The 18,948-nt window shown below is 70.9% G+C and carries 18 protein-coding genes; 16 read left to right on the top strand and 2 right to left on the bottom strand.

The window, feature by feature from the left end; all coding sequences use genetic code 11:
* Nucleotides 1-283: 283 nt before the first annotated feature.
* From JXZ78_RS09495 to JXZ78_RS09435, 13 genes are all read left to right on the top strand, one after another.
* Nucleotides 284-1,591 carry a PAS domain S-box protein gene (locus JXZ78_RS09495; RefSeq protein ID WP_030018726.1) on the top strand — a complete coding sequence of 436 codons (1,308 nt, stop codon included), beginning with the start codon at nucleotides 284-286 and terminating at the stop codon, nucleotides 1,589-1,591.
* A gap of 620 nt (nucleotides 1,592-2,211) precedes the next feature.
* Nucleotides 2,212-2,865 carry a hypothetical protein gene (locus JXZ78_RS09490; protein WP_157851495.1) on the top strand — a complete coding sequence of 218 codons (654 nt, stop codon included), beginning with the start codon at nucleotides 2,212-2,214 and terminating at the stop codon, nucleotides 2,863-2,865.
* Nucleotides 2,866-2,905: 40 nt separating this feature from the next.
* Nucleotides 2,906-4,420 carry a hypothetical protein gene (locus tag JXZ78_RS09485; RefSeq protein WP_030018728.1) on the top strand — a complete coding sequence of 505 codons (1,515 nt, stop codon included), beginning with the start codon at nucleotides 2,906-2,908 and terminating at the stop codon, nucleotides 4,418-4,420.
* Entirely contained in the window at nucleotides 4,417-6,153 is a 1,737-nt protein-coding gene (locus JXZ78_RS09480; RefSeq protein ID WP_030018729.1) for a flavin monoamine oxidase family protein, read from the top strand. The genes JXZ78_RS09485 and JXZ78_RS09480 overlap by 4 nt, the downstream gene beginning before the upstream one ends.
* A 61-nt stretch (nucleotides 6,154-6,214) precedes the next feature.
* On the top strand, nucleotides 6,215-6,802 hold the full coding sequence (locus JXZ78_RS40180) for an amidohydrolase family protein (protein WP_050502187.1): 588 nt from the start codon (nucleotides 6,215-6,217) through the stop codon (nucleotides 6,800-6,802).
* A complete protein-coding gene (locus JXZ78_RS09475; RefSeq protein WP_078624062.1) occupies nucleotides 6,718-7,449 on the top strand; it encodes an amidohydrolase family protein in 732 nt (243 codons plus the stop codon). Before JXZ78_RS40180 ends, JXZ78_RS09475 begins: the two co-directional genes overlap by 85 nt.
* 1,274 nt (nucleotides 7,450-8,723) lie before the next feature.
* Complete coding sequence (locus tag JXZ78_RS09465; RefSeq protein WP_030018730.1) at nucleotides 8,724-9,119, top strand: Hint domain-containing protein; 396 nt, start codon at nucleotides 8,724-8,726, stop codon at nucleotides 9,117-9,119.
* Entirely contained in the window at nucleotides 9,116-9,346 is a 231-nt protein-coding gene (locus JXZ78_RS09460) for a hypothetical protein (protein WP_157851496.1), read from the top strand. Before JXZ78_RS09465 ends, JXZ78_RS09460 begins: the two co-directional genes overlap by 4 nt.
* Before the next feature lie 13 nt (nucleotides 9,347-9,359).
* Entirely contained in the window at nucleotides 9,360-9,980 is a 621-nt protein-coding gene (locus JXZ78_RS09455; RefSeq protein ID WP_050502189.1) for a T6SS immunity protein Tdi1 domain-containing protein, read from the top strand.
* 262 nt (nucleotides 9,981-10,242) lie between these two features.
* Nucleotides 10,243-10,620, top strand: coding sequence for a tyrosine-type recombinase/integrase (locus JXZ78_RS09450; protein WP_238782776.1), 378 nt, complete (start codon nucleotides 10,243-10,245; stop codon nucleotides 10,618-10,620).
* A gap of 301 nt (nucleotides 10,621-10,921) precedes the next feature.
* Nucleotides 10,922-12,217 carry a bifunctional 3-oxoadipate enol-lactonase/4-carboxymuconolactone decarboxylase PcaDC gene (gene pcaDC / locus JXZ78_RS09445; protein ID WP_030018734.1) on the top strand — a complete coding sequence of 432 codons (1,296 nt, stop codon included), beginning with the start codon at nucleotides 10,922-10,924 and terminating at the stop codon, nucleotides 12,215-12,217.
* A gap of 76 nt (nucleotides 12,218-12,293) precedes the next feature.
* Nucleotides 12,294-12,947: an MBL fold metallo-hydrolase gene (locus JXZ78_RS09440; protein ID WP_030018735.1), complete on the top strand. Its 654-nt coding sequence runs from the start codon at nucleotides 12,294-12,296 to the stop codon at nucleotides 12,945-12,947.
* A gap of 29 nt (nucleotides 12,948-12,976) precedes the next feature.
* Entirely contained in the window at nucleotides 12,977-13,756 is a 780-nt protein-coding gene (locus JXZ78_RS09435; protein ID WP_030018736.1) for an exodeoxyribonuclease III, read from the top strand.
* A gap of 69 nt (nucleotides 13,757-13,825) precedes the next feature.
* Here JXZ78_RS09435 and JXZ78_RS09430 read toward each other — a convergent pair whose 3' ends face one another.
* Nucleotides 13,826-15,625 (bottom strand): SGNH/GDSL hydrolase family protein, encoded by a 1,800-nt coding sequence (locus tag JXZ78_RS09430; RefSeq protein WP_030018737.1) that lies wholly within the window; start codon nucleotides 15,623-15,625, stop codon nucleotides 13,826-13,828.
* A gap of 130 nt (nucleotides 15,626-15,755) precedes the next feature.
* Here JXZ78_RS09430 and JXZ78_RS09425 point away from each other — a divergent pair, with 130 nt between their 5' ends.
* Nucleotides 15,756-16,178, top strand: a complete 423-nt coding sequence (locus JXZ78_RS09425) for a DUF6278 family protein (protein ID WP_030018738.1) — start codon at nucleotides 15,756-15,758, stop codon at nucleotides 16,176-16,178.
* A gap of 28 nt (nucleotides 16,179-16,206) precedes the next feature.
* Here the strand turns inward: JXZ78_RS09425 and JXZ78_RS09420 are convergent, their stop codons facing one another.
* Nucleotides 16,207-16,962 carry a GntR family transcriptional regulator gene (locus JXZ78_RS09420; RefSeq protein WP_030018739.1) on the bottom strand — a complete coding sequence of 252 codons (756 nt, stop codon included), beginning with the start codon at nucleotides 16,960-16,962 and terminating at the stop codon, nucleotides 16,207-16,209.
* 309 nt (nucleotides 16,963-17,271) lie between these two features.
* On the opposite strand from JXZ78_RS09420, the gene JXZ78_RS09415 reads away from it, so the two are divergent.
* Nucleotides 17,272-18,015, top strand: coding sequence for an amino acid ABC transporter ATP-binding protein (locus JXZ78_RS09415; RefSeq protein WP_030018740.1), 744 nt, complete (start codon nucleotides 17,272-17,274; stop codon nucleotides 18,013-18,015).
* 14 nt (nucleotides 18,016-18,029) lie between these two features.
* Complete coding sequence (locus JXZ78_RS09410) at nucleotides 18,030-18,944, top strand: glutamate ABC transporter substrate-binding protein (RefSeq protein ID WP_030018742.1); 915 nt, start codon at nucleotides 18,030-18,032, stop codon at nucleotides 18,942-18,944.
* Nucleotides 18,945-18,948 lie beyond the last annotated feature (4 nt).

The following is an 18,948-nucleotide window of genomic DNA, read 5'->3' as shown; positions in this document are numbered from 1 at the left end:
TCCGGAGGTACGGAGACGCAACCCGCGTAGAACACGACGGGTAACCGGTGACACACACAAGGGAATCAGAGGGCGAGTGCCGGAAGTGCCACCGGAGGCGGGCGCCAATCAGGCAAATGCCAAAGTCGTGGACATCGTTGGAGTACGGGCGAAGGTTGTGGATCACCTATGGCAAACTGCCCCGGCGGCGCGCTCACGTACCGCAGTCGGCCGATAACCGAGCATGGCCGGACTCCGCACGGGATAGGCATCGCCATGTCACTTCCCGCCGCCCGGTGGGAGCATGGACGGAAAGGCCGTCGTGGACGATCCCGGTCTCAGGGCACTGCTGGAACACCTCCCCGTCTCCTGGTGGGAGGCCGACGAGCAGGGGCGCGTCAAGGAGCGGGGCGGCGGGGCCTTCGCCGACCTGCCCACCGCGCAGCGCTTCCTGGACCGCGCGCGCCAAGAGCTGCCCGCTCCGGGAGACGCCCTCCAAGACAACCACCCCCTCGTCCAGTTCGACGGCCGGACCTTCACCGTGAGACGGCCCCAGGACGGGAGCCGGGACTGGACGCGCGGGTTCGCGATGGAGGCCGGCGCGCAGCCCGCGGCCGGCCGGCCGTACGCCGCTTTCGCGGACTTCGCCGACTTCGCGCCGGCCGCGGCCTTCCTCCGTGACCGCGACGGCCGCTACTTATGGGCCAATCACGCCTACGCGCATCTTTACGGCACCACACCGGAGCGGGTCGTCGGCAGCCGTATCGAGGACCTCGACACCCCCTCCGACGCCGCCCAGTTCCGGGCCCTGGACCAGGAGATACTCAGCCGCGGCAAGCCGGTCCGCCACCACCTGCGCTATCACCGCTCGGACGGCAGCACCGGGCAGGCGGCCGGCCACCGCTTCCCGGTCGAGGAGAACGGCCGGACCTGTGTGGCCGGGATCTACGTCGACATCACCGACCACGTCCGCGCGACGAGCCAGCGCCAGGAGGCCGAGGAGAGCCTGCGCGCGCTGCGGGACTACAGCGGTCTGCCCTGCGCGCTGCTCTCGGTCGGCGGCCGTATCGAACAGGCGGGCACGGCGGCCGCCGAACTGTTCCGGACACGCCTGTCGGACCTCGTCGGCCGCCGCGCGCACACCCTGCTCGCCGCCACGCCCGACCTCCGCCCCCTGCGGCGTGCCTGGGAGGGCCTGATCACCCGCCGTATCAGGCGGGCGGAGACCTCCGCCGTACTCCTGGACACCGAGGGGCGCCAGCGCCGCGCGCAGCTCCATCTGTCCACGGTGAGCGGACCCGTCGGCCGTGTCGCGCACGTGTGGGCCGTCGTCACCGACCAGAGCATCGCCCACGAGGCCCACCCACCGCTCACCGCCGCGCAGATCCGCATACTGTCCCTCCTCGCCGGCGGCAGCACCAACGGCGAGATCGCCACCTCGCTGAAGCTCTCCCGGCAGGCGGTCGACTACCACCTCAGCCGGCTACGGGACCTGCTGGACGCCGACACCAGACCCGCCCTCGTAGCCCGTGCCTACGTCCTGGGCATCCTCGCTCCCCGCGCGTGGCCGCCGCGTCCGGCCGCTACCCGCGATCCGCTCGGGTCACGGTGAGGCAGACCCCGCCTTACGGGAAGAACTGGCCGGGCTGGGAAATGCCGAGTTCTGGGTTGAACTCGCGGCCCGGCGTACTACTCTGCGCGCGGCAGGCGGTTCGTCTCACCGTGACGTCCGGGGAGACCGCGACCGTTGTTGTGGTGGTGTTCCGCGGCGCTCACCGTTCTCCATGGCCTCTATTTCGGGCCACGCTCTTGTGCAGTTTCCGGAACGTCTCAATCTGTTCCACCGGGTGAGGGCGCGGTGGGCGTCGGAGGCATGGGTGAGTCGAGTTTCCTCGCGTGACGGTATTCGGTGCGCGAATCGGGCCGGATGGCGAGGCTGTTGCACTCGGAACCAACCGCCTCATGGGGCCGGATACGCGCAGGTGAGGCGACCAGGTTTGTGGACCGTGCGCCGTTCGGCCGGTCGGCCCGGGTGGGAAGTGGTCATGGCGGGTTGCTGTCCGGGGCGTCTGAGCGGTACTTCGGCGGGAACCATACAGATGTACACGGAAACTTTCCGTGCTGAATCCCTGTAGCGCAGTCATGGAAACTCTGCGTCAGGGCGCCGTTTCCGTGTGCGTCAGGCGCTAGTCGGCGCACGTGCACGCACCAGTGGGCAAAGGGGGTTCGTCTGTGCCTGCTACCGAGTTCATCGAAAGGGTCGGTCTCCATGTGTCCGGCCATCTCAGTGCCAATGAGTTTCTTTCCCTGGCCCGGGAGAAAAAGGTCGGGAAAGAGCATCTGCAGCGTTTCGCGCTCGCCGAGTTCCAGTCGCAGGAGGCCGAGTTCACCGCGTACGGGCTGCTGTTGTCCCGGTTCCCGCACGAGGTGCCCGGAGGGTTCTTCTCGTTCGTCGGCCACGAGCTGATGAAGGCACGGCACCGGATGGTCAGCGGGCTGGCCCCGGCGCTGGGCATGGCGCCGGACGAGATGCGCCGCATGCCGCGGCTGGAACCGGTGCGGCGCTTCACGGAGTTCATCTCCTGGGTGGCACTGCACGCCGGGGCCGGGGAGGCGGCGCTGCTGGCCCGCACCGACTTCACCCTGTGGTGCAACACATGCGCGGTCCTCGCCGACGTACTGCGCGAGGCACAGGACACGCCCGTCGAGGCGGTGGCCTACATCGACGCCTACCGGGAGAACCCTCCGGAGGTGGCCGACGGCGTCCTGCAGGTGATCGAGTACGGCCGGGCGCAGCACGAACCGGACGAGTGGATCACCCGGAGCGCGGTGCGGATGGAGCCGGCGCTGCGCGAGTGGTGGAGGGCCGTGGCCACCCCCGGGTGACGTGGCCGCGGCAGTCGGAGTACGGGACGCGGGAGCTGGTATGGGTCGCCAAGTCGGTGACGTGTCGTTCACCGAGGAAGACTTCTTCCTCTTCCGCAGCCGCCTGGCGCAGTGCTTGGACGCACTGCCGCACGTGGTGGGCCATCGGGACTTCGGAGTGCTGCCCGCCATGGTCGGCGCGGAACTGGAGCTGTCTCTGGTGGGGGCGGGCGGGCGGCCGGCCTCGGTGAACACCGCCGTCCGCACCGCGCTGGACGACGACCGGCTCGCTCTGGAGGTGACACGGTTCAACGTCGAGGTGAACCTGACCCCGGTCGCCCTCGCGGGGTGTCCGTTCACCGCGCTCGCCAGGGAGGCAACGCTGATGCTGGCTCGTATCACCGCGGTGTCGCTGCCTCGATACGGAGCGCGGGCCGTGCCGATCGGTACGCTGCCCACCCTCCGGGCGGCGGATCTGACAGCGGACGCCCTGACCCCGCAGCCGCGCTTCCACGCGCTGGAGGACGCGTGGGCCCGGCGCCGGACCGCCCCGTTCGCCGTGCGCGTGGGAGACGGAGCGCAGGGCGTCGTCGCGGCGGACTCGGTGGCGGTGCAGGGAGCCGCGTGTTCCTGGCAGGTGCATCTGACGGTTCCTCCCCACCGTTTCTGCCGTACCTTCAACGCCGCCCAGATGGCCAGTGGCCCCGCCCTGGCGGCGGCGGGCAACTCGCCTCTGCCGTTCGGGCTCCGCGCGTGGCAGGAAGCCCGTATCCCGCTGTACGAGCACGGTTTCGGTGACCGGCAAGGCACCGCGAGGCACCGGGTACGCCGGTCCCGGGTCGGCTTCGGCCCCGCCTGGCTGCGCGGCGGGCCGCTCGCGGCGTTCGAGGATGCGGTGCACAACTACGATGTCCTGCTGCCCACACCCGCTGACGTGGACAACGGCAGCGGGGCAGGAGCGCCCTATCCGGCGTTGGAGGAACTGCGGCTCCACCTGAGCACCGTCTGGCCGTGGAACCGCCCGGTCTACGACCCGAAGGGGAACGTGCGGATCGAGTTCCGGGCGCTGCCTTCCGGGCCGACGCCGCTGGACATGGCGGCGAACACCGCGTTCTTGATCGGCCTGACCTACTGGCTGGCAGCGGGGGAACGGGACGTGGCGCAGTGCCTGCCGTTCGCCCGCGCCAAAGAGAACTTCTACCGGGCCGCCCGTGACGGCCTGGACTGTGCCCTGTGGTGGCCCCCGTGCCCCTGGGAGCCGACTGCCCGCGAGCATCAGGCGGCCAGTCTCGTCAGGCAGTTCTTGCCGCAGGCACGAGCGGGGCTGCGGCTTGCCGGGGTGGCCGCCGACGAAGCGGACACGTTCTTACACCTGTTGGACTGCCGGGTGGCGACGGGCCGGACGGGCGCGTGGTGGCAGCAGCAGGCCCGCGAAAGCCTGCGCGAGCAGCCCGGCCAGGCCGCAGTCCCGCGCGAGCTGGGGGAGCTGACCGAACGCTACGCACGGCTGGCGGAACACAGCGCCCCCGTCCACACCTGGGCCCTTCCCGCAGACCTCCCCCGGAGACTCCGATGAACGAAAGCACGCCCCCGGCCACGGACTTGCAGGTCGACTTCCCTTTCGACTATGCCGCGTTCGCCTGCGGTGACCGGCGCGTGGGACGACTGCCCGACGAGGCCCTGGGCGCCCGGATCGCGGTCATCGGGGCCGGCGGCAGCGGTCTGACGGCCGCCTATGAGCTGATGCGGGCAGGATGCCGTCCGGTGCTGTACGAGGCCGAGGACAGTGCGGACGGGCCCGGCGGACGCCGCCTGGGCGGGCGTATGGACAGCCGGCGCCTTGATGAGGCGGACAGCGCCGTCGTCGAGCTGGGCTGTATGCGGTTTCCCGACTCCGCGGCACTGGTGCGCCAGTACGCGCGCACGTTCGGTGTGCGGCTTGTCCCCTTCCGCGACAACTACGCCCCAGGCGTGACCCCGGTGACCGTGCTGGACGTCGACGGCCGGCAGTACCCCGCCCAGCAGATCACCGACCTCTACACTCTCCACGACGGCTTCCGGGCCGCGCACACCCGCTGGCAGGACGCACTGATACGCATCGGCCTCTTCCAACTGCAGCGGGATGTCGCCGCACGGGACCTGGGTGCCGTGCGGCGCCGCTGGCGCGATCTGACAGCGCGCTTCGAGCAGTGGTCGTTCTACCGGTTCCTCCGCGATGCCGAAGGCGCGGGTCTTTCCCACGAGCAGGCCCGGCTCCTGGGCACCGCAGGCGTGGGACCGGTCGCCTGGGACTGTTTCTTCGACCTCAGCATCCTGGAGATCTGGCGCATGCTGCTGTGCACCGAAGGCGGCACCCAGATGTACGCCCCCCAGGGCATCAGCCGTCTCGCCGAAGGATTCTGGGCCCACCGCACCACCACCCCGCAGGGGCACCCCTGCAGCCTTGAAGCCCTCCACCACGGCATCTTGCGGCCGGCCGTGCGCGCGTTGGACGTTGCCGCGGACGCCGCCGAGGGTGTCGTGGTCCACGGCGAGGACGGCAGCAGCGAGCGCTTCGCCGCCGCCGTCTTCACCCCGCAGCTGCGGCTGCTGGAGACGGACGTGGAGCTACGCGCCGCAGACGGCGGGACTCCGGCCCTGGGGCCCCGGATGTTGCGGGCCGTACGCCGCCTGCACTACTTCCAGTCCGCCAAGACCGCACTCGTCACCGGGCAGCCGTTCTGGGAAGGCACCTCGCTGGACGGTGTGACCCTCACCGACCGACTGCCCCGCGCCTCGTACACCCTCGACTACGGTCCCGCCCCCGGCCCGCAGGGCCGCCGGGCCGTGCTGGACCTCAGCTTCACCTGGGCCCAGGACGCGATGAAGATCGCACCGCGCACTCTGGAGGAACGCGTCGCCCTGTTCGTCCGCGACCTGGCCGCCATTCACCCCGAAGGGGCGTCGGCTCTGCGTTCACATGCGGCCACGGGCCAGGCGGTCACCGTCTCCTGGGAGGACAGGAAGAATTTCCAGGGGCTGTGCCGCTTCTCCTGGCCGGGCGACCACCCCTACCAACGCGACCTGTTCTGCCATTTCATGAAGGACTTCACCGGCACCCCGGCTGTGCCGGGCGAACCTCCCAACGCCCTGTTCCTGGCCGGCGACGACACCTCCTGGTCCCCGGGCTGGCTCGACCACGCCCTGGCCTCCGGCCTCAACGCCGCCTGGGGCGTCCTGCATCAACTCGGCGCCCGCAGCGAACCGGGCAACCCGGGCCCCGGTGACGTCTGGAACGACGCACACTACTGCCCGATCACCGTGCCCTGATCGCTGACAGGGCTCTTCACCGCCGTGCCTTGCTCCTGCGCCCTTCCCTCCCGGAGGCACCATGCACGCATCCCCCGGCCGAGATCTCCTGCTCCGGCCCGACCGCATCTGGGACGCCGTCAAGGACGGCCCCGTCGAGGAACAAGCCGTCCTGGTACGCGACGGCCGCATCGCGGCGGTCGGCCCGCACCTGACCGCCGGAGCACAGGCGGACGAGGTGCGGATGCCCGGCTGCACCCTCATGCCCGGCTTCATCGACTGCCACGTCCACCTTCTGGACGAGGCCGCCGAGAAAGCACCGTCGGCCTACCAGACCCTGACCGCCGTCCCCGCCCTGCGCGCCCTGCTGCACCACGGCTTCACCACCGTGCGCGACCTGGGCAGCGCCCATCTGCCGCTGAACGTCTCGCTGCGCCGGGCGGTGGAGGACGGACTGATCGAAGGGCCCCGCATCGTCGCCGCACCGAACATCCTCTCCCCGCCCGGCGGGCACAGCGACAAGGAACCCGATCTCGCCCAAGCTACGGACACCAGGTCGGCACCCTCGCCCACGGAGAGCACGAGCTGCGCAGCGCGGTACGCGAACAGTCCCGGGCCGGCGCCGACTGGATCAAATTCGCCGGCGGCGGCGGCTTCACCTCAGCCGTGAACGACCCCGACAGCACCTCCTACACCCAGGCGGAGACGCACACCATCGTGGCCACCGCGACCGACCTGGGCCTGCCGTGCGCGACCCACGCCCTCAGCGATCGCGCCGTACGGCGAGCCGTCACGGCGGGAGTCCGCAGCATCGAGCACGGCTACTTCGCCACCACCACGACGTACCAGGCCATGGAGGAGGCGGGCATCTACCTGGTGCCCACCCAGTACGTCCAGACATACTTCCTCGACCGACTGGACGACGACACGTACTGGGACAGCGACACGGCCGCGACACGCCGCAACTACCGGGCCTACGCCGACCGACTGCGCCAAGGACTGCAAAGACCGGCCCGCACCGGGATCACCATGGCCTTCGGCACGGACGCCGGGCTCTTCCCGCACGCCGAGAACTGGCGCGAGTTCCCGACCCTGGTCAGCAACGGATTCTCCCCCCTGCGCACCCTGCGCTCCGCGACCAGCACCGCGGCCGCCCTGCTGGACCGTCCGGACCTGGGCACCCTCACACCCGACGCGACGGCAGATCTGGTCGCGGTCGAAGGCAACCCCTTCCGCGACATCACCGCCACCGGCCGTACCCGCTACGTGATGCGAAACGGCCACCTCATCACTCCGCATCCCGGCGCCACCTTCTGAGCACCGACAGGTGCGACCGGCGCAGTGGTGCGGAAAGTGCTGGGGCGGGGCCAGGAGACCGCTGTCGGTGAAGGGGGCCAGGCAGAGGTCGATCATGCCGGTGTCCACCGGCGGCCGGCTGATGCCGCTGCCCCGGAGCGCGGTCCCGGTATCGCTGCGGCCCGAGCCGGGGAAGACCGGCACGCCAACCTCCGGACGCGCACGTCTGACGACTGGCAGCCCGGGCCCGAGCCCATCACGACCGCCGAGAAGGCCCCCCGGCCCTGGCCGCGAGCGAAAGGCGTGCGGGTTCGCGGGTTCCCGGACAGCTTCGAGTGGCCCCGCGCCGGCGTCGCCTCTTCAGGACTCGTCAGTGGTCGGAATGCGTCGCGCAGGCTGCCGGAATGGGCACGCTGGCATGGGGTTTCGGGCATGCGAACGTGGCCTGTGCGGGAAAGGGGATTCGAACCCGGCAAGTCGGCTTCCGGCCGCGCCTCCTTCGGCTCGGCTCGGGCCGGGACTGTCGGGGTGATGCCGGCTTTCTGAGGCCACTGTGTGTCCGGCGCGACCCGGCCCAACGCAACCAACCAGGCATTCAGGGCTGAAACAGCGGAGCCAAGCCCTCCGCGCCTCGCGTGTCGGCGGCTCGCAGCCAAGGCCCGCACGCCGGTGCCAGCTCCCGGCAGGCGGCCGCCCACCGCACGGTCCGGCAGCTCTCCACAGGGAGAGCGCCCCCAATCATGCCCGGCCGGGCGGGCGAAAGCGGGGTGTCATGCACGACCCCACTATCGGCCCAGTCGACCGCGCCCACACGCTGACGACATCCCTTGAGCGAATGCGGTACCGGCCGGCCCCGAAGGACTCGACGCCGCGCACACGGGCATTCAAACCTTTCGACAAGACCGGCGGGTCCGCCGGCGGCTGTCAGGTCCTGGGGCCTGTCGGCCCGTCAGGCCGCGGCCGCCGTACGCGGCCGTGCTGACGGGAAGCCGTTGCTGGGCTGTGAGCTGACCGATCCGGGTTTCGTTCACTCGCTGCTGAGCGAGTTCCGCGACCGTCTGGTCACCGGATGAACAGCAGTCGGCAGTGCCGGTCGGCGCCCGTACCGGCCTGTCCAGGTCGTCAGGTGGCGGCCGAGCTGACGGGGTCACGCAGCGCCGTGAGCGCCAGTTCGGCGTCCCGCACGCACCAGAAGCAGGGAAGCCGGAACACCTCCGTAACCCTCCGAAGCGCGCGGTCTTCGACGTGTCCGAGCGGATCACGCCGGAACCGGCGTCTCTGTCGAGCTCCTCCGCTTGTCGGTCAAGCACGAGGTCAGGAACCAGGCCGAGGAACAGGTCAGGGAAGTCGTGCAGTCGCAGGGCTGCCCGACCCCCAACAGCTTCGTTCCCGGCATCACCGTCCTGATGACCGATGGCACCCGCAAGCCGATCGAAGAGATCCGGACCGGTGACAGAGTCCTGGCCACCGCCCCGGAGACAGGCAGCACCAAGGCCGAGGCCGTGGTCGCCACGATCATCGGCGACGGCAGCAAGGACCTCGTCAAGATCACCGTCCGGGCCGACGACGGCAAGGGCGGGGCACAGGCCGGCGACGGCGCCCTGATCGCCACGGCCGGCCACCCCTTCTGGCAGCAGCTGATCACAAGGTCGCAGCTCTCAACAACGCGGACCTGGTGGTCACGCCGGTGAAGCGCAAGGGAACCCAGCGGAAGGTGTTCGTCAGGGGCGGTGGCAAAATCCACAAGGACGATGCCGACCACCTGATTGATCTGCAGCTGGGCGGCAGGGACGAATTCTCCCATCTCTGGGCTCTCGACAAATCGGTCAACAGGAGTCTGGGGTCCCAGATCATGGCCCGCATCAAGCAGCACGGGCTGAAGCCTGGCGACAAGATCAAATCAGTGACCATCAAGTAGGAGGAGGAGACTCATGTCTCTCGCATCTCTCACCGCGGCATTCCCCGTCACCGAGACCGTCACCTCCGATTCCGCGGACCGGGGCGCCCCGGAACCGCTGGCGGGCCTTTTCCGGCAGCTGGCCGGGACCACATTCGCGCATGGCTTCCTGCGTTTTCACACCCCGGAGTCGGCGGCCGAGTCGGCGGCGTCCTGTGCACGCCTGATCGACGGCTTCGAGGGAAGTTTCCACCCCTTCGCCTTCGACTGGCTCGGCCGGGAAGTGGCACTGGACGTCCGGGCCGGCGAGACCCGGCGTCTGGTCATCGTCGTCGATCCCGGTGGCGGGGAATACCTGGGCACCGAGTGCGATCTCGACGAGTGGCACGAGGTCGTGGCGGGGGAAGACGATGCCCTGGCGTTCTCCTTCTACGAGGAGTGGCGTGCGGCCGTCCCGTCCGCCGGGGCGTTGCGCCGCGACCAGGCAGTGGGGTACAAGGTTCCGCTGTTCCTCGGGGGCGAGGACGAGGTGGAGAATCTGCACCTCGTGGACCGCGAGGTCTACTTCGAGTTGTGCACGCAGGCGGCACTTCAGGTGCGCGACCTGCCGCCGGGCACTCCCATCAGTGAGGTCACCAGCGCCTTCGGTCAGTAGCCGGGACGCCGGTGCGGAGGTACTGAGACGGGCGCCGTAAAACCGGTAGGGCCGCCGGCCGGTGTGGCGGAAGGCGTGCCCGCCACACCGGCCGTCCTTCGTTGTCCCAGCTTTTCCCCTGCCGCGATCCACCATCTGCAGAGAAGAATGTGTAACGCAAAAACGGCATCGCCAATACGCGGACGATGATGGGCAACCGCTACGTGGTGGAGAAGGGCACCAAGTGTCTTGCGGTGAGCGGGATCTGCCGCTTCCGGCTCCAGTGCTAGCCACCCTCAAAGCGTTCCGGGCTCTCCAGGCCGAGGAGAGGCTTGCTCTGGGGGAGGCGTACGTCGTGTCTGGCTACGTGGTGGTACACGAGTCGGGAGAAGCCTTCACGGTCAAGCAACTTCGACGGCGCGCGTACCGGCTTATTAAGCTTTTCGGCCTCCGCCGCGTCAGGCTTTACGACGCCCGCTCGTCGTGCTTCACCTTCCTGGTCGACAACGGCGTGCCGGACCACGTCCTCGCACGATGGGCCGGACACACAAACGTACAGACGACCAAGAAGTGGTATGCCAAACCGAATGTGGAGGACCTCCGCGGAGCCGCCACCACATGGGACGGCCTGCACGGGAATGCGCCGGAGGAGCAAGGGTGAGTCATGCGGTCCGCCCGCCGGGCGACTTGCCGAGCCGTGTGGCCAGCAGAGTTGAGGCGGACTCGGAGCCCGGCTACCGGCTGTGCACCGGTGGTCATGCTCAGAGGTCCAGTCCGGCTGCGGCCAAGTCTCTTACCGAGCGCGCCCCCGCTGCCGACGCGGTCACGAGTACGCCAGTGAACAGGTACCTGGATGCTCAAGGACGCCGGCAGTGCTCCGGCCCGCCGGTGCAAGGTAGCCAAGAGCCGCTAAATTCACCCTGGCGACGTGGCATCCCGCGACAGATGAGAGGCTCAGCCGGATGAGTGAGACCACGGTGAAGACCCTGCAATTCCGCTCTGACGGGCCGGAAGACGCACCTTGTCTGGTTTTGGGCGCGGCCCTCGGGACGACCTGGCACATGTGGGATAGGCAGATACCCGAGCTGACCCGTCACTGGCGGGTCGTCCGGTTCGATCTGCCCGGGCACGGTGGGTCGCCCGCGTATCCGGCGTCCTCCGTCGCTGAGCTGGCCGACCGGCTGGTGGCGACGCTCGACGTGCTGGGTGTGGAGCGGTTCGGGTACGCGGGGTGTTCCATCGGTGGGGCGGTCGGGGCGCAGCTGGCGCTCACGCGGCCGCAGCGGGTCACCTCGCTCGCTCTGATCTCCTCGTCGCCGCGCTACGGTACCGCCGACTCCTGGCGCCAGCGCGGGGTGGTGATCCGTACGAACGGGCTGGACCCGATCGCCCGCACCTCGCCCGAGCGCTGGTTCACCCCCGGCTTCGCGGGGGCCCAGCAGGCGATCGTCGAGTGGGCCGTCCAGATGGTGCGTACCACCGACCCGGGCTGTTACATCGCGGCCTGTGAGGCGATGGCCTCCTTCGACGTCCGCTCCTCGCTCCAGCGGATCGGGGTGCCCACCCTCGTCGTCGTCGGTTCCGAGGATCAGGTCACGCCGACCACCGACGCCCGCACCCTGGTGGCGGGCATCCCGGACGCGAGTCTCGCGCTGGTTCCCGGGACGTCCCACCTGGCGCCCGTCGAGCAGCCCGCCGCCGTCACCGAGCTGCTCATCCGGCACTTCACGGCCGCCTGGCACGACAAGCCGGGCAGCACGACGCAGACGGCGATCGGTGCTGCCGCGCCCAAGCCGGTGCTGGCGCCCGCGTCGCCGCCCCCGCCCGTGGTGCCCGCGGCCATCGAGTCCGGTCTGGCCCAGCCGGAGGCGGTCCGGGGCGGTGCGTACGAGCAGGGGGTCAAGGTGCGCCGCGAGGTGCTCGGTGACGCGCACGTGGACCGGGTGGAGGCCGACACGGACGACTTCACCGGGGACTTCCAGGAGTTCGTCACCCGGTACGCGTGGGGCGAGATGTGGACGCGCGGGGGGCTGGACCGGCGGACCCGCAGCATCGTCACGCTCACCGCGCTGGTCGCCGGCGGCCACCAGGACGAACTGGTGCCGCACACCCGCGCCGCGCTGCGCAACGGGCTCACCCCCACGGAGATCAAGGAAGTACTCCTGCACACCGCGGTGTACTGCGGTGTGCCGGCGGCCCATGCCGCTTTCGCCGTGGCGCAGCGCGTCATACGGGAGGAGACCACGCCGGAAGGGTGAGGAGGGAGAGGGAGGTGAGGGAGGCGAGGGCTTCCCCCCAAGGGCCCGGCGGGCACTCGCGCGGCAAGATGGGGGTATGGAACTCACGAAGAAGACGCATGCCTGTGTCCGGCTGGAGAAGGACGGGCAGGTGCTCGTCATCGATCCCGGTGTCTTCAGCGAGCGCGACGCGGCGGTCGGCGCCGACGCGATCCTGATCACCCACGAGCACATGGACCACTTCGACGAGGAGCGGCTGCGCGCGGGCATGGAGGCCAACCGGGGGGCCGAGATCTGGACCCTGGCCAGTGTGGCCGAGCAGATTTCCGCGGCCTTCCCGGGGCGGGTGCACACGGTCGGTGAGGGGGACGCGTTCACCGCGGCCGGTTTCGACATCGAGGTGCACGGGCAGCTGCACGCCGTCATCCACCCGGACATTCCGCGGGTGACGAATGTCGGCTACCTGATCACCACCGAGGACGACGGCGCGACCGTCTTCCACCCGGGTGACGCGCTCACCGTCCCTCAGGGCCGTACGGTGGACACGCTGCTGCTGCCGGTGCACGCGCCGTGGAACAAGGTGTCCGAGGTGATCGACTACGTCCGCGAGGTCCGGCCGCGCCGCGCCATCGACGTGCACGACAGCTTGCTCCAGGACCACGCCCGGCCCGTGTACGACGGGCTGATCGACAAGCTCGGCGGTGCCGATCACGCCCGCCTCACCCCCGGTGACCACACCGGTTTGAACTGACTGTCGGACCCCCGCTGTAGGTTACGGACATGCGCATCGCGACCTGGAACGTCAATTCGATCACCGCCCGCCTCCCGAGGCTGCTGGCCTGGCTGGAGAGCACCGGCACGGACGTGCTGTGCGTCCAGGAGACCAAGTGCTCGGCCGAACAGTTCCCGTACGACCAGCTGCGCGAGCTGGGCTACGAGGCCGCCGTCAACGCCACCGGCCGGTGGAACGGGGTCGCGCTGTTGTCGAAGGTCGGCCTGGAGGACGTGACCTCCGGGCTGGCCGGCGGCCCGGACTACGAAGGGGCGCAGGAGCCCCGCGCCGTCTCCGCGACCTGCGGCCCGGCCCGCGTCTGGTCGGTGTACGTGCCCAACGGCCGCGAGATCGACCATGCGCACTTCGCGTACAAGCTCCAGTGGTTCGACGCCCTGAAGGCGGCTGTCGCCGAGGACGCGGCGGGCCCCCGGCCCTTCGCGGTCCTCGGCGACTTCAACGTCGCGCCCACCGACGACGACGTCTGGGACACCACCGTCTTCGAGGGCATGACGCATGTGACGCCCGCGGAGCGCGCCGCCCTGGCCGCGCTGCGGGAGGCCGGCCTGTCGGACGTGGTGCCGCGCCCTCTGAAGTACGACAAGCCGTTCACCTACTGGGACTACCGCCAGCTCTGCTTCCCGAAGAACAAGGGCATGCGCATCGACCTGGTGTACGGCAACGAGCCGTTCGCCAAGGCCGTCTCGGACGCCTATGTCGACCGGGAGGAGCGCAAGGGCAAGGGGGCGTCGGACCACGCTCCGGTGGTGGTGGATCTGGAGGTCTGAGCCGGATGGAGGGGCGGGCGGGGGTCTCGGGTATGCGGGTATGCGGGTATCCGGGTATGCGGGTCCGGGTCAGGGCGTGCCGGGCACGAGTGCGCGCAGGTCCACCGACTCCCCGAGTGCCCGCAGCCCGGCGTCGCCGGGGTGCAGGTGGTCGCCGCTGTCGTACGCGGGCAGCAGCCGCCGCGGGTGCCGCGGGTCGCGGAGCACCGCGTCGAAGTCGAGTACGGCGTCGAAGCCGGCGCCGCGTGCCCGGAGGGCGGCGTTCACGGCGGCGCGTCGCGTCTCGACCGCCGCCGTGCAGTCCGGGAAGCCCTCGCACGGCCCGAGGGTCGCGGCCACCACCCGTAGCCCGTGCTCGTGCGCGCGCCGGGCGAGGGACCGCAGTCCGGCCACGACCTCGTGCGCCGGGGTGTCGTGGCGTAGGTCGTTGACGCCCTCGAAGATGACGACCGTACGGACCGAGGGCCGCGCCAGCACGTCCCGCTCCAGCCGGTGCTGTGTGCTGACCCCGCTGACGTCGGTGCTCACGCCATCACCCGGATAGCGGTCGGTGACGACCCGGTTCCCCGAGATGCCGCTGTTGACCACGCCGTAGCGCGGGAGCGCGTGCTGGTTCCGCAAGCGACGGGCCAGCACGTCGGGCCAGCGCCGGTTGGCGCCCGCCGTCGAGCCCTGGCCGTCGGTGATGGAGTCCCCGAGTGCCACGACCGTGCCCGGGCCGCCCGCGACCTCCACCCCGGTCAGGAACGGCCAGCCGGTCAGCGTGCCGGGATACGCCGCGCCGCCGCCGTCCCCCGTACGGTCGCCGGATCCCGGTGCGCTCACGTACGAGACCTGCTCGGACCGTCCGTGCATGGGTGCTGTCGTCACCGTGCCCGGCAGGTACAGGCTGATCAGCAGGTTTCGGCCCGCGGGCACGGGCAGGCGGAGCGGATCGCTGTACGTTTCGGCTCCGGCCGGGACCCGTACGCCGCGCTGCCCGCCGAACGTCAGCGGTACGGGTTCGCGGGCGGCTGACGCGCCGCCGTCCGCGCCCTGTACGGCCACGCTCGCGGCCCCGAAGCGCACCGGCGCCGCCGCGAAGGTGTTCGCCAGCCGGACCCGTACCCGCGGCCCGCCCGCGCCGCTGTGCACGACCAGCCGCAGCGTCCGGCCGCCCCACGGGCCCGCCTTCGCGTACCCGCCCGTGCTCGCTCCCCAACTGCCTGTCCATCCGGCGCCGTTGTCGCGTACCGCCATCGCGAACACGTGCAGGTCCGCGGCAGGACCCGGATCCCGGGGCAGCGCGACAGCGGCCACCTCGCGCCCGCGCGCCACCGGCACGCTCACCGCGTACAGCCGTGCTCGCTCGGCCCGTTGACCGCCGGGCGTGTTGATGCGCGGCAGCGTCACCGCCTTGGTGGCCGGCGGGCCCGTACGCCAGTCCGGCGCGGTCAGCCGGTACGTGCTGCGCGACCCGTCCCGGTAGCGGACCGTGCCGGTACCGGTCACCGCGCCGCCCGTCGCGGCCACCAGCAGCGACACCGCGTCACCGCGCCCGCGCAGCCGTACGGTCTGGCCGTCGGCCCGTACGTTGTCGGGCCGGCCCGGCGTGGTCCGCGGCCATCGCAGCCGGGCCGCGTCGAGAGTCAGCACCCGGCCCCGCGTCCAGCCCGCCGCGGCGAGGTCCGGCGCGGACAGGGAATTGCCCGCGCCGTCGAAGTCCGCGGAGGCCGGGGCGGACGGCTCGCTGACGGCCCTGTTGTCGAAGAGGCGCTCCAACGGGGCCGGCTCGGCGGGCCGTTGGAGTGGCGCTGCCGGGGTGGCCGTGGTGCTCAGCGTGAGGGAGAGGGCCGGGGCGAGGGCTCCGCCCCACAGTCGTATGCGCATACGGCTTCCCCCCGCGGGTACCGGCGACGGGTACGGCACCGGCCGGAACCGGTGGCCGGGCCGGTGATCCGGTCACCGGCCTGCCGCGCGCCTGTGGCCACCGTCCCGGCCCGGGTGGGACGCTACGCCCATGAACATGTCTTTCCTGGACAAGTGGCGCAAGCGGCCGGAAGTGGGCCCTGCTGTCGTGGACGACCCCGAAGGCGCGGCGATGCTCCTGGCGGAGTGCGAGCTGCTGCGTGCCCAGGCCCAGACCGAGGGCGTCGAACTGGACGACTCGGTGCACTCGTTGGAGGCGCTGGACCAGCTGCGGCCGGCGTGGCGCGACGACCCCGAGGTGGTGACCTGGCTCGGCAACGACGCGGGCTGCTACCTGGGCACGGTGCTGGTACGGACGGTGCCCGGCGCGGCCTGGAAGGTGTGGCCCGGCGGTGAGCCGGTGGTGCGGCTGGCATCCGGCCGGGAGGTGGACGTGGTGACGGCGGGCCGGGACTGGGCGGCCAACGGCGCGCCCGAACTGTGCCAGCTGTACGCGGAGGCCGCCGAGAGCTGACCGCCGAGCGGGGGGAGCGGCGGTCCGGTCAGACGAACCCGATGTCGTACGCGAGGCGCCAGCGGTCGGCCCGTACGACGATGTCCGAGGTTTCGACGGCCCGCCCGTCCGCGTCGTAATGGGTGCGCTCCACGGCCGTCACGCACTGCCCGGGGGAGCAGCCCAGCGCCTCCGCCTCGGCACTGGAAGCAGGCCGGGAGCCCACGCGCTCCTCGGCGCGCACCACCCGGATCCCGATGGCGGCCATGCGCCCCCGCACCCCGCGCCGGGCGTAGGGCCCGCATTCCGGGAAGACGACGTCCGTGCCCTCGGTGATGGCGAGCGGTTCCCAGCTCGTGGCGAGTTGCACGGGCTGCCGGTTGGCCAGGTACTCGTACACCGACCGGACGACGCCGGTGCCCGGCACGATGCACAGCCGCCGCGCGACCCGGTCGGACGCCGCGTCCGTCGTCGAGGACACCTCCCAGGTCAGCGGCGTGCCCTCGGGGGTGCCCTCCAGGGCGATCCGGGCGGCGAACGGAGAGTCCACGGCGCCCGTGGAGCGCAGCAGCGTCCCGATCGGCGCCCGGTCGGCGACGAACACCCCCCGCCCGAACTGGCCTTCCGCATAGCCGGCGGCCTTCAGGACGCGGACCGCGCGGTCCACGGTCTGATCGCTGGCCTCGTACGCCCGCTTGAGCTCGGACCGGGACGGGATCCGCGCGCCGACGGGCAGGGCCCCGTCGTCGATCTGGCGGCGGAGGTCGTCGGCGATGCGCTGGAAGACGGGTCGGTTGTCACCCATGCCCCACAGGCTAGGTACGCAGGCAGGGACTGTGTACCTAGGGAGGAGGCGTCGGGGAAGGCGCCCGCCGAGGCGTTGGGGAAGGCGCCTGCCGAGGCGTCGGGAATGGCGCCCGCCGAGGGGGCGGGGCGGGGGCGTGTCACGGCCCGGGGCGGTGCCGCGGTGCCGGGCGGGCGTGGGCACTTTCCCTGGTAATCAGGGGTTATCGCGGCATTCGTGCGTGTCAGGGGAAAAGGCACGCTTTCGGGCAGGTAGTTTGCGGGGTCTTGCGGTGTCCTGGCTGTACGGATGAGAGTGAGCAGGCTGCACATGGCCGGTGATGCGCTGATCGAGCTGCGCGGGGTCAACAAGCACTACGGGAAGCTGCATGTCCTCCAGGACATCGACCTCACCGTCGGCCGCGGTGAGGTGGTGGTCGTCATCGGGCCCTCCGGGTCCGGCAAGTCCACCCTGTGCCGCACCATCAACCGCCTCGAACCGATCGAGTCCGGCACCATCACCCTGGACGGCCACCCGCTCCCCGAGGAGGGGCGTGAACTGGCCGGACTGCGCGCCGAAGTCGGCATGGTCTTCCAGTCCTTCAACCTGTTCGCGCACAAGAGTGTGCTGGCCAACGTGATGCTCGCGCCGGTCAAGGTCCGTAAGCGCAAGAAGGAGGAGGCCGAGCGGCGGGCCCGCCAACTCCTGGACCGGGTGGGCCTGGCCGCGCACGCCGACAAGTACCCGGCGCAGCTGTCCGGCGGCCAGCAGCAGCGCGTGGCCATCGCCCGCGCGCTGGCCATGGAGCCGCAGGCGCTGCTCTTCGACGAGCCGACCTCCGCCCTCGACCCGGAGATGATCAATGAGGTGCTGGAGGTCATGCAGCAGCTGGCGCAGGAGGGCATGACGATGGTCGTCGTCACCCATGAGATGGGTTTCGCGCGCTCCGCCGCCAATCGGGTGGTCTTCATGGCGGACGGCCGGATCGTCGAGGACCGCACGCCGGAGGAGTTCTTCACCGCGCCGGAGAGCGACCGCGCCAAGGACTTCCTCTCCAAGATCCTCAAGCACTGACCGGGGGCGTCGCCATGCACCAGACCCGCACCGCCCTCGTGGCGCTCGCGCTGACCGCCGCCGCCCTGCTGGCCGCCGGCTGCGGCAAGTCCGGCAGCCCGCCGGTCAAGGGCCCCAAGGGCAGCGAACTGCCCCGCTACGCGACCGCCGAGGGCTTCCGGCTGTCCGCCTCCGCGACCTGGCGCAAGGCGCGGAGCCGCGGCCGGCTGGTCGTCGGCGCCAAGGAGGACCAGCCATACATGGGCGAGCGCGACCCGGCCTCCGGGACGTACACCGGCTTCGACGTCGAGATCGCGAAAATGATGTCCGCCTCCCTCGGCTTCGACCCGAAGACGGTCGAGTTCCGGACCATCGCCTCCGCCAACCGCGAGACCGCCCTGCAGAACGGCCAGATCGACTACTACGTCGGCACCTACACCATCAACGCCAAGCGCAAGCAGCAGGTGGGCTTTGCCGGCCCGTACTACATGGCGGGCCAGGGCCTGCTGGTGCGCAAGGACCAGAAGGGCGTCGACGGGCCGCGCGACCTGGCGGGCAGGAAGGTCTGCTCGGCGGCCGGTTCCACGCCGTACCAGCGCATCAAGGCCGACTATCCCCGGGCCGACCTGGTCGCCTACGACACGTACTCGGTGTGCGTGGACAACCTGCTCACGTACCAGGTGGACGCCGTGACGACCGACGACGCGATCCTCATGGGCTACGCCGCCAAGGTGCCCGACGAGCTGAAGCTGGCCGGCCGGCCGTTCTCCGAGGAGCCGTACGGCATCGGCGTGCCGCGCGGGGACACCGCGCTGCGCCTCGCGCTGGACGACGCGCTCGCCGCTCACGAGAAGAACGGCGACTGGAAGAAGGCGTACGACGCGACCCTGGGCCTGTCCGGCGTCCCCGCTCCGCAGCCGCCCGCCATCGACCGCTACCCGGCGAGCTGAGGAC

Origin of the sequence: Streptomyces monomycini, assembly GCF_022271435.1 — a bacterium.
GTDB lineage: Bacteria > Actinomycetota > Actinomycetes > Streptomycetales > Streptomycetaceae > Streptomyces > Streptomyces monomycini.
This window is presented reverse-complemented; position numbering and strand designations above follow the sequence as displayed.